Annotated in this window: 10 protein-coding genes; 4 read left to right on the top strand and 6 right to left on the bottom strand. The window is 43.8% G+C overall.

Annotated features, from left to right (window positions below):
• Positions 1-50: 50 nt before the first annotated feature.
• Positions 51-1,169 (bottom strand): maltose/maltodextrin ABC transporter ATP-binding protein MalK, encoded by a 1,119-nt coding sequence (gene malK / locus AACT21_RS01680; RefSeq protein WP_017045996.1) that lies wholly within the window; start codon positions 1,167-1,169, stop codon positions 51-53.
• A 657-nt stretch (positions 1,170-1,826) separates the two neighbouring features.
• Between malK and malE the strand changes: the two genes are divergently transcribed.
• The 3 genes from malE (at position 1,827) to malG (ending at position 5,562) form a co-directional block, all read left to right on the top strand.
• Positions 1,827-3,008 (top strand): maltose/maltodextrin ABC transporter substrate-binding protein MalE, encoded by a 1,182-nt coding sequence (gene malE, locus AACT21_RS01675; RefSeq protein WP_026027705.1) that lies wholly within the window; start codon positions 1,827-1,829, stop codon positions 3,006-3,008.
• 76 nt (positions 3,009-3,084) lie between these two features.
• Positions 3,085-4,659: a maltose ABC transporter permease MalF gene (malF, locus tag AACT21_RS01670; protein ID WP_013868068.1), complete on the top strand. Its 1,575-nt coding sequence runs from the start codon at positions 3,085-3,087 to the stop codon at positions 4,657-4,659.
• Positions 4,660-4,671: 12 nt separating this feature from the next.
• Positions 4,672-5,562: a maltose ABC transporter permease MalG gene (gene malG, locus AACT21_RS01665; RefSeq protein WP_010317575.1), complete on the top strand. Its 891-nt coding sequence runs from the start codon at positions 4,672-4,674 to the stop codon at positions 5,560-5,562.
• A gap of 319 nt (positions 5,563-5,881) precedes the next feature.
• Here the strand turns inward: malG and AACT21_RS01660 are convergent, their stop codons facing one another.
• Complete coding sequence (locus AACT21_RS01660) at positions 5,882-6,127, bottom strand: hypothetical protein (protein ID WP_017045998.1); 246 nt, start codon at positions 6,125-6,127, stop codon at positions 5,882-5,884.
• Positions 6,128-6,220: 93 nt separating this feature from the next.
• On the bottom strand, positions 6,221-6,706 hold the full coding sequence (locus tag AACT21_RS01655; protein WP_026027856.1) for an acyl-CoA thioesterase: 486 nt from the start codon (positions 6,704-6,706) through the stop codon (positions 6,221-6,223).
• A gap of 300 nt (positions 6,707-7,006) precedes the next feature.
• Between AACT21_RS01655 and AACT21_RS01650 the strand changes: the two genes are divergently transcribed.
• Entirely contained in the window at positions 7,007-7,588 is a 582-nt protein-coding gene (locus AACT21_RS01650; RefSeq protein WP_013868065.1) for an acyl-homoserine-lactone synthase, read from the top strand.
• 3 nt (positions 7,589-7,591) lie between these two features.
• Here the strand turns inward: AACT21_RS01650 and AACT21_RS01645 are convergent, their stop codons facing one another.
• The 3 genes from AACT21_RS01645 to AACT21_RS01635 all read right to left on the bottom strand — a co-directional run bounded on the left by AACT21_RS01645 (position 7,592) and on the right by AACT21_RS01635 (position 10,328).
• Entirely contained in the window at positions 7,592-8,314 is a 723-nt protein-coding gene (locus AACT21_RS01645) for a helix-turn-helix transcriptional regulator (protein WP_017044271.1), read from the bottom strand.
• A gap of 138 nt (positions 8,315-8,452) precedes the next feature.
• The gene (locus tag AACT21_RS01640) at positions 8,453-9,214 is read right to left on the bottom strand and encodes a DeoR/GlpR family transcriptional regulator (RefSeq protein ID WP_013868063.1); all 762 of its coding nucleotides are present in this window, start codon (positions 9,212-9,214) and stop codon (positions 8,453-8,455) included.
• Positions 9,215-9,410: 196 nt separating this feature from the next.
• Entirely contained in the window at positions 9,411-10,328 is a 918-nt protein-coding gene (locus AACT21_RS01635) for a GGDEF domain-containing protein (RefSeq protein WP_094164223.1), read from the bottom strand.
• Positions 10,329-10,434 lie beyond the last annotated feature (106 nt).

Below are 10,434 nucleotides of genomic sequence, written 5' to 3'. Positions count from 1 at the left end.
AGACAGCCCCTATCAAAGGGGCTGTCTTATTTTCTTAACTGAATTTCTTTTTATTCGGCTTCGATGCCTTTTTCTTTGTAAAGGCGGCGGCATGCACGTCCATCGCTGTGGAAGAGGTGGCAGCGATGTCCTGGAATACCAATTGTCAATGTATCACCTGTTTCAACGCCCAAAGTATCAGGCTGGCGGTAAATTACATCAGAATCAGAGCCTTTCAAGTTCATGTAGACTTGTGTTTCATTGCCGAGTTTCTCAACCATCATCACTTTGCCTTCAATTTTCGCATCACCATCTTCAGCGCTCAGCAAGTGCTCTGGACGCACACCTAATGACATACGCTCGCCGCGAGTGATCGTGGTTCCATCGACCAAAATCCAAAATGAGGTTCCATTAGAGAGTTGAACTTTCACACGTTCGGCTTCGACATCTTCGATGAATACGCTCATGAAGTTCATTTTAGGAGAACCGATGAAGCCTGCGACGAAACGATTTTCTGGGTAATGATACAACTCAAGTGGTTTACCTACTTGTGATACGAAACCAGCATCCAAGACCACGATTTTGTCAGCCATTGTCATTGCTTCGACTTGGTCATGGGTAACGTAAATCATAGTGCAGCCCAATTTGCGTTGCAGTTTGGTTATCTCTGAACGCATCTGTACGCGCAGCGCTGCATCTAGGTTAGACAGCGGCTCATCAAGCAAAAATACATTCGGTTGTGAGACTAAAGTACGCCCAATCGCGACACGCTGACGTTGGCCACCTGAAAGAGACTTAGGTTGACGTTCAAGCAAATGGCTGAGCTGGAGAATATCGGCGGCGTGCTCAACACGTTGCTCGATCTCCTTTTTATCGGCTTTGGCCAACTTTAGGCCAAAAGACATGTTGTCGAAAAGATTAAGGTGCGGGTAGAGCGCATAGGATTGAAATACCATGCCGACGCCACGTTTAGAAGGTTCAACATCATTCATTCGCTTATCGCCAATAAACAAGTCACCCGAGGTGATATCTTCTAGGCCTGCTATGCAACGCAGTAGGGTGGATTTCCCACAACCTGACGGACCGACAAAGACGACAAATTCGCCTTCTTGAATTTCTAAGTCGACATTTTTAGAAATTAATACATCACCGTATGCTTTACATACATTTTTTAACGTGACACTCGCCATAGAGCTCGTCCTCGATCAATATTTTTTATAAATCACTGCCCATCATTATATGAGTTTTCTTGCAGGCAATGACAGCAGGAATTGGGTAAGGTGGTTAATAATGTAAGAAAAAGGGTGATGTCTTCAAATTAAGGGAGTTTGAAGAAAGCATCACCCATCCATGCCAATGATTTAGTTCACTTCCCCTGCACATTGAGCGTCTCCCCCGTTATAAAATCAATTACCACGAACGCTCATTTATGACAGCAAACCAATCTAGCGATGTAAGCCAGTAAACGATGAGTTACTGGAAAAGGCTCTTACTATCCACTCTGGGATGACTGTATTTTGTGTGATGTGTGTGTTTGATACATCCTCCTAATTGAGTTTTTTATAGGGGGGAGTAGCGATGGATGCGATGGAGGAGGGGTTTAAGGGCTGAGTTAGATCCAGTTCAAATAATTAATGGCTGTTAAGTGGAAGCATGTCACAAAAAGGTATTTTTTTGTGATTGAGCTCTCTAACCTTGAGCGATGATGATCACGAAAATAGTCCATAATATCGAGGGCGTAGGGCGTAGGAGGATGAGTCAAGTTAGGTTTTCTCTGATTATATATGACGAAATACGGCGAAACCTGTTGGTGAGCCCTACAACACAAAAATAAAAAGGATATGAACATGAAAAACGCCCTAAGCACAGTCGCGCTAAGTACTCTAGTTGCTCTTGGTTCGTTTGGTGCACATGCTGCTATTGAAGAAGGACAACTCACCATTTGGATTAATGGTGATAAAGGCTATAACGGTTTGGCTGAAGTGGGTAAGAAATTTGAGGCGGACACGGGTATCAAAGTGACCGTGGCTCACCCTGACGCACTTCAAGATAAATTCCCACAAACCGCAGCAACGGGTGATGGACCTGATATTGTGTTCTGGGCTCATGACCGTTTTGGTGGTTATGCAGAAGCTGGCTTGCTGGCTGAAATTAAACCTTCAAAAGCGATTCAAGAGGGTATCGTGGATTTTGCCTGGGATGCGGTGAAATACAACGGTAAAATCATCGGCTACCCAGTCGCGGTAGAATCCTTGTCTCTCATCTATAACAAAGATCTTGTGCCAAACCCACCGAAAAGCTGGGAAGAAGTGGAAGCGTTGAACGCCAAACTTAAGAAAGAGGGCAAAACGGCCATCATGTGGAACTTGAAAGAACCGTATTTCACATGGCCTCTTATGGCGGCTGATGGCGGTTACGCATTCAAATACACGATTGATGGCTATGATGTGAAAGATGCTGGTATCGCGAATAAAGGCGTAAAAGACGCGATGAACTTCGTGAAAGGCTTAGTGGACAAAGGCGTGATCTCTCCGGATATGGACTACTCTGTTTCTGAAGCTGCGTTTAACCAAGGTAAAACGGCAATGACGATCAACGGTCCGTGGGCTTGGGGCAACATTGAAAAATCAGGCATTAACTACGGTGTGACGACATTACCGAAATTTAACGGGCAATCTTCCAAGCCGTTCGTGGGCGTATTGACGGCTGGTATCAGCACCGCTTCTCCAAATAAAGATCTCGCGATTGAGTTTATCGAAAACTACTTACTCACCAATGATGGTCTGCGCATGGTCAATAATGACAAACCTCTTGGTGCGGTGGCTCTTAACTCTTTCCAACGTGAGCTTGATGCAGATACACGCATCGCCGCGACAATGGATAACGCAATGAATGGCGAAATTATGCCGAACATCCCTCAGATGAATGCATTTTGGGGCAGCGCGAAAAGTGCAATTATCAATATTGTAGATGGCCGCCAAACTGTCGATGCCGCACTGGCTGATGCAGAAAAACAAATGACTAAATAATTCGGTTTTGGTCAAGCCCTTAAGGAGAGGGTAACCTCTCCTTCATTTTACGTTTATATCGCTAGCAGGTTCTTCTATGCAGTCAGTTCAAGGTACAGATGCTTTGTCAGCACCCGAAACGGCACTTCCTTCCAGTAAAAATGTGCTCATTAAATGGGCATTATTAGGTACGGTTGGTATCGTTAACGGTTACGCCACTATTCTTATGTATTCTCGCGGTGAGCTCGCCTTTGCGCTGCTTACTCTCATTCTTACCGCTCTGGCCCTTTATATTTTCGGCAGTAAACATACTTACGCACACCGCTATATTTATCCGGGTATCGCGGGAATGATCTTATTCATCCTCTTTCCTTTGGCCTACACCGTTGGTCTGGCTTTTACTAACTACAGTGCTAAAAACCAACTCTCTTTAGAACGTGCACAAACCGTGCTGTTGGATCGAACTTATCAGGGCGGGGAAAGCTATCCTTTCACTCTATACAAAACGGAAAGTGGTTATCGAATTGCAATCGAAGATGGAGAGCAGACGCTCGCTACCGACGTGTTTTCCTTAAATGGCTTATCGGTGACCGATATGGACCTTCAACCTATTGAGGGTATTGAGGGCACCAAAGAGCCGATTAAAACCATTATTAATCACCGTGCTACGTTGAGCTCAATTGATCTGCATTTCCCTAGTGGTGAAGATGTACGCATGAGTGGCTTGCGCAAGTTTGCCGCCGTATCGCCGCTTTACACCATGCAAGATGATGGCGAAACGCTGGTCAATAATCAAACAGGCGAAATACTACGGCCGAATATGGATGTTGGCTTTTATCAACCAGTGGACGAAAGTGGTCAATTTATCGGTGCGACAGTATCGCCTGGTTTTGTGGTGAAAATTGGCACACATAACTTTGAGCGTGTATGGAAAGATGACGGTATTAAAGAGCCTTTCATCAATATCTTTATCTGGACGGTCGTTTTCTCTACCTTAACCGTGATTTTTACTCTCATGATTGGTTTGGTGCTAGCCAGTGTCGTGCAATGGGAAGAGCTTAAAGGTCGCGCCGTTTACCGAGTGCTATTAATCCTGCCTTATGCTGTTCCTGCCTTTATTTCTATTTTGATCTTCAAAGGCTTGTTCAACCAAAGCTTTGGTGAGATCAATATGGTGCTCAACAGTATTTTTGGCATTAGTCCTAGCTGGTTCTCAGACCCTTTTCTCGCTAAAAGTATGGTGCTGATCGTCAATACTTGGCTTGGTTTTCCTTACATGATGATTTTGTGTATGGGTCTTTTGAAAGCGATTCCAGAGGATTTATATGAAGCATCGGCGATTGATGGTGCAGGTTTTTTACACAACTTCACCCGTATCACATTGCCGCTCATGATCAAACCAATGACTCCGTTACTTATTGCGAGCTTTGCGTTTAACTTTAACAACTTTGTGATGATTCAACTTCTGACACAAGGTGGCCCGAATATGATTGGTACTTCAGAGCCAGCCGGCTACACCGATTTACTCGTAAGCTATACCTATCGTATTGCGTTTGAAGGAGCTGGTGGTCAAGACTTCGGTTTGGCTAGTGCCATCGCAACCTTGATCTTCTTACTGGTTGGTGGGTTAGCACTACTCAACTTACGTTTTACGAAGCTGTCACAGAATTAAGGAGTAATCGTTATGGCGATGGTACAAGGTCAATCTCTCAAATATCGCTTATGGGCGACTCATGTTGCTCTGTGGGCATTTTTATCGCTGATCATTTTTCCACTATTGATGGTCATTGCGATTTCATTTCGTGAAGGGAACTTTGCCACGGGCAGTTTGATCCCAGATAACCCATCTCTAGAACACTGGAAATTGGCATTAGGTTTTGCTGTCACTAATGCTGATGGCTCTGTTACACCGCCGCCATTTCCGGTTCTGACTTGGTTATGGAATTCAGTGAAAGTAGCAGGCATTACTTCAGTGCTCATTGTGGCCCTATCGACAACGTCTGCTTATGCCTTTGCGCGCATGCGTTTTAAAGGTAAAGACACCATCCTAAAAGCGATGATGATTTTTCAAATGTTCCCAGCGGTACTGGCACTGGTTGCGATGTATGCACTGTTTGACAAATTAGGTCAATACATCCCATTTCTTGGCTTAAATACGCATGGTGGTTTAATTTTCTCCTACCTAGGTGGTATCGCACTGCACGTATGGACGATCAAAGGCTATTTTGAAACGATAGATAACTCCTTAGAAGAAGCGGCTGCTTTAGATGGAGCTACACCATGGCAAGCCTTTAGACTGGTGCTGCTACCACTCTCTGTGCCGATTCTTGCGGTTGTGTTTATTCTCTCGTTTATTGGGGTGGTTGGTGAAGTACCAGTGGCATCTTTGCTACTTTCTGATGTAAACTCATATACATTAGCGGTGGGTATGCAGCAGTATCTTTATCCTCAGAACTATTTGTGGGGAGATTTTGCAGCAGCAGCAGTGTTGTCTGCTTTACCTATCACTGTCGTATTTTTGCTTGCACAGCGCTGGTTAGTCGGAGGACTTACGGCCGGTGGTGTGAAAGGATAATAACGATAGGGCGACCGTGAGGTCGCCCATATTGTATTAGCTTAACGTATTTGGTTTGGCCGCCGATCAGTTAAGTAATATGCAAATCTGGCGTTACGCATAGCTGGCTGTTAGCTTTATTCCTTACTATCCAACAAACTAACAGTTTTTGTAACCAAGACCCGAGCATTGCTTGGGTTTTTTTATATCTGTATTAAAGGGTGCTATTGGTAACGCACATGCAGTATATGATGAATTGAATGTCTCAAAAGTGAAATGGTGTTTGGATGCGACTCACATCTGAAATCTTTGTGTAACGTCGTAAAGGAAGGCTAAAAAATCAGAACTCACGGCTAGAAGGGGCGCAGCCTAAGTATTGCAAAAGGACATACAAACTCTCTTGCTGCAGCGCAACGCGGCGAAACAGATCGGCGAAGGTATCATCTCCGCCAAAGCAGGCACGGATATAGTGGTTAATTTCTTGGGGCTGGTAGCCTTCAACGTAAAGCGTTCGGACCCAGTGATACTCAATTGACTTTGGGTCGACTAATGTTGATTCGCTCAAGGTAATCTCTCTGGGAGTCAAAGCCTTTTCCTATCATCGATGCAAAATTTCAGAGGGCTCGATTTAAGCAGATAAAGATGAAGAAAAAATGACAACTGAGCGCATCGTGGGTGGTTATTTTAAGTACTTAACGTGAGCTTCCATCTCTTCCCCTATCTCTTTACGCATGTTCATTAAGCGTATCGCTGATTGGCGTAGGGCAATATCTTCTGCTGTTTGCGGCACCCATTCGGGTATAGGGGTGGGCTTGCCTTGCCCATCGACAGCCACCATGATGACAATACAATGGGTAGTCAGCTGGTTTTTCAACTCTTTTGGATCGCTCGCTTGCACATCAATGGCAATATGCATTGAGCTCGTTCCCGTATAAATGACTTTTGCGCTGACTTCAACGAGGTTCCCTACGTGGATAGGAGCGACAAAGCGGATCCCTCCCGCATAAGCGGTGATGCAATATTTACCACTCCAGCCTGCTGAGCATGCATAGGCCGCTAGATCTATCCATTTCATGACAGCGCCACCGTGGACTTTACCACCGAAATTCACATCACCGGGCTCTGCTAAAAAACGCAAAGTTATTGCACGTTGGCCACTACTCATTGGGGAATCCTTGTTTTTTATTAACGGAATCATAAATAACAAAGCGTTAACCAAACTGCAATATTATTTTGAATGCAGCAGATATAAAAAATCCTCTTAGTTGCCTAAGAGGATTTTTAAAGCCGAGCGGTACGAGTTATTTACTTTATGTTGTACCTTATTGAGCCAACTGAGCGTTAGTTATTCAGTTGCGTTAATAATAGTTTAAACAGTATTTCGACGTAACTGTTCGATCGAACAGGTTCTATCTCTGATGAGATTGTTTAGCGTGATTTCTCCAATAACCTAAGGAGAAGTCACATGACTATTTCAATTTATTCACATACCTTTCAAAGTGTCCCTCAAGCTGATTATGTGTCATTGCTGAAGTTACGCTATAAAGTTTTTTCGCAACGCTTGCAGTGGGAGCTAAAAACAAATCGAGGAATGGAGACTGATGAGTACGACGTTCCAGAAGCACACTATTTGTATGCCAAAGAGGAACAGGGTCATTTAGTGGGGTGTTGGCGAATTTTGCCAACGACGTCGCGTTATATGCTTAAAGATACTTTTTCGGAATTACTCGGTGTGCAGCAAGCACCCAAAGCAAAGGAGATTTATGAGCTGAGTCGTTTTGCGGTCGATAAAGATCATTCGGCGCAATTGGGCGGCGTGAGTAATGTTACGCTGCAGATGTTTCAGTCGCTGTATCATCACGCCCAGCAATATCACATCAATGCCTATGTAACGGTCACATCGGCCAGTGTGGAAAAATTGATTAAGCGGATGGGGATCCCATGCGAAAGACTCGGTGATAAAAAAGTGCATCTTTTGGGAAGTACACGTTCTGTCGCTTTGCATATTCCAATGAATGAAGCATATCGTGCAAGTGTCAATGCATAAGCCTTATAAATAGGGATTGATATAGCCACCTAAAATAGCTTTAGTGATCGCTTGGTAGCGATTCGTCGCGCCAAGCTTTTTACAAGCATTACTGAAATGGAACTTCACGGTACGTTCTGACGTATTAATAATCGTGGCAATTTCCCATGCGCTTTTGCCTTCGGCCGCCCAAGCTAAGCATTGTACTTCACGTGCGGTGAGCACCGCTCTCGGTTTTGCGTCTTTATGGTAACGGGTGATGTTGCCAATATTATGAGCCAGTAACGGTACAATGAGCTGTGAGGTATGGATACTTTGTTGATTCAAATCGTAAGACTTGGTATCTGAGGTTGCAAAACTTATCATGCCAAATTCCCCCCTAAGTCCATGGATTGGAATGCTAAATCCCGCTTTGAGTCCATTGCAACGCGCCTCTTCAAAAATGACTCGTCCATCATCATTGACCCGCTTAGCGTCATCCCAGCGAATGGGCAAAAAATTGGTAATACTGTATTTGACAATTGGATCGATATGCATGAAGCCTGATTCATCATATTGCTGTCGCCAGCTATTGGGGTAATTGTCCGTGACAAGCGTTTCACTGGTTTTTAACGTGGGTTGAAAAGAGAGGCCAAAGAGGAAAAATTCATGATCAATTAAGTTATTGAGCCCATTGAGTACATTTTCCAAATCATCGTGGCTAGTGATTTGTTGGTTCTCTTGGATCAGTCTCAGAATTTTGTACATAAGCCGAAAGTTCTAAATTGCGTCGTACTATATTGGCATTTATATCAAAAAAAACCGTAACAGTACGAGCAAATAATGAAATAGTTTATCTATTTGGCGGGAAAATCTAGTTCAAATGTCGGTTTGGCCTCAATCTATCTATACCACCTGAATGGTTACTTCATTTTCACGAGCGAATGCATCAATTTCTTCTGGTGGTTGAGCATTGGTAATGATCAAATCTACATCGGCAATTGTGCCTAGCTTCACCATGGCATTACGTCCGAATTTACTGTGGTCGACACCGAGATAAACACAGCGACTATTTTCGATGATCGCCCGTTTGACTCTCACTTCGTGATAATCGAAATCTAAAAGTGAGCCATCATAGTCAATGCCGCTAATCCCTAAAATACCGAAATCGAGACGAAATTGTGAAATGAAATCCAAAGTGGCTTCACCCGTCACGCCACCGTCTTTATTACGCACTTCACCGCCCGCTAAGATGACATTAAAATCCGGTTTGGCCATTAAAATCGTCGCCACGTTAATGTTGTTGGTGACAATGCGCAGATTTTCGTGATTGAGCATTAATGCCCGAGCGATAGCTTCAGGTGTCGTGCCTATGTCGATAAAGAGCGTTGCGCCATCGGGAATGTGTTTGACTAGCTCGGCAGCCACTTTCTCTTTTTCTTGCTGATAAGTCACTTGGCGAGTGTGGTAAGAGGAGTTTTCAGAACTAGACGCGATGGTGGCGCCGCCGTGATTGCGTCGTAACTTATTGGCATCTGCAAGTTCGTTGAGATCTCGGCGGATGGTTTGTGGGCTGACATTGAATCGCTCGACTAAATCATCGGTACTCACAAATCCGTGTGTTTGAACTAATTCGATAATTTCTTGATGGCGTTTAACTGCTTTCACCTTAAATATCCTTATTCATTGAAGCTTAAATAGGTCAATACCTTGAATGCTTACTGTGCGTAAGGCACTACGACTTTGTGAGTGTACGGTTTAATCGACCAAATTCAATCATTAGTGAATGGGATGCGCGAGTATTTGCTCGTTTTAAGTGATAATTCACATTAAACGAACATTATAGACCCTTTATGGAACATAGTTATGTTTCTTGGAATGTGGCACATTGATTCCGTCCAGCGAGCTTGGCTTTATAAAGTGCTTTGTCTGAGCGGCGATAAATTTCGAAAAAATCGGCATCGCTGCCCGCAATTTCAGAGATACCACAACTGATACTAAAGTGTGCGCCGTTGTCAAAAAATGCGTATGCATAAAATTCTTTACGCAAACGATCTGCCACTTGAAAGGCCTCATGCGCATTCGCCTTATGCAGAACAATCAGAAACTCTTCACCACCAATTCTACCGCAGGCATCGCCATGGCGTGTGTGCTTTCTCGCTATCTCTGCTAACTGCCAAATCACATCATCTCCTCGCTGGTGGCCATAGGTGTCGTTTACTAACTTGAAGTTGTCGATATCAATGGCAATACAACTTATCGGATAATGATCACGCTGAGCCAACGTAAATTCATTACACGCTTCTCGCCACAACTTGCGGCGATTGTAGAGCTGCGTTAAGTCATCGGTATTGGCTAGAGTGTGAAGCTGTTCTCGCAGTTCGACAATATCGGTAATCTCAGTAGAAACACCGATAAGGCCAATCACTTCATCCGTTTGTATACTTAGAATAGGTTTCTTTATTGCGCGGTAGACGCGTACTTTGGTATCAAATTTTGCTTGTGCACGTTCTTCACTGATGAAAGGCTGTTTGGTATCAAATACCATTTGATCGCTGTGTAAAATATCGGCGAGTAGGTCATCTTGAAAAAAATCATGATCAGTTTTGCCTCTGAGTTCTTCCAAAGTTGTGCCAAACAGTTTAAGTGTTAGCTGATTTGCATACAGATACTCACCTTGGCGGTTTTTTACGAATACGTATGAACCGAGCTCGTTGAGAACAAGCTCATGCAAGGCAAACAAATTATTGCTATACACATCTTCGATGTTATCAAGAATCATTATCTGGCCACCAAATTTGCTAGGTTGCCTAACGGATCTGACGTAAAGGATCCCTCAATACATTTCATTTTTGTTTATTTTTATTCTTCTTCCATAAACATAGCTC

The sequence above is a fragment of the Vibrio sp. V08_P9A1T1 genome (assembly GCF_963874405.1).
Taxonomy (GTDB): domain Bacteria; phylum Pseudomonadota; class Gammaproteobacteria; order Enterobacterales; family Vibrionaceae; genus Vibrio; species Vibrio anguillarum.
The sequence above is the reverse complement of the archived record's forward strand: the minus strand, read 5'-3'. Positions and strand labels throughout refer to the sequence as shown.

Coding starts and splice junctions, on each gene's coding strand:
- malK (WP_017045996.1), bottom strand. CDS start 1,169: ATGGCGAGTGTCACGTTAAAAAATGTATGTAAAGCATACGGTGATGTA.
- malE (WP_026027705.1), top strand. CDS start 1,827: ATGAAAAACGCCCTAAGCACAGTCGCGCTAAGTACTCTAGTTGCTCTT.
- malF (WP_013868068.1), top strand. CDS start 3,085: ATGCAGTCAGTTCAAGGTACAGATGCTTTGTCAGCACCCGAAACGGCA.
- malG (WP_010317575.1), top strand. CDS start 4,672: ATGGCGATGGTACAAGGTCAATCTCTCAAATATCGCTTATGGGCGACT.
- AACT21_RS01655 (WP_026027856.1), bottom strand. CDS start 6,706: ATGAGTAGTGGCCAACGTGCAATAACTTTGCGTTTTTTAGCAGAGCCC.
- AACT21_RS01650 (WP_013868065.1), top strand. CDS start 7,007: ATGACTATTTCAATTTATTCACATACCTTTCAAAGTGTCCCTCAAGCT.
- AACT21_RS01645 (WP_017044271.1), bottom strand. CDS start 8,314: ATGTACAAAATTCTGAGACTGATCCAAGAGAACCAACAAATCACTAGC.
- AACT21_RS01635 (WP_094164223.1), bottom strand. CDS start 10,328: ATGATTCTTGATAACATCGAAGATGTGTATAGCAATAATTTGTTTGCC.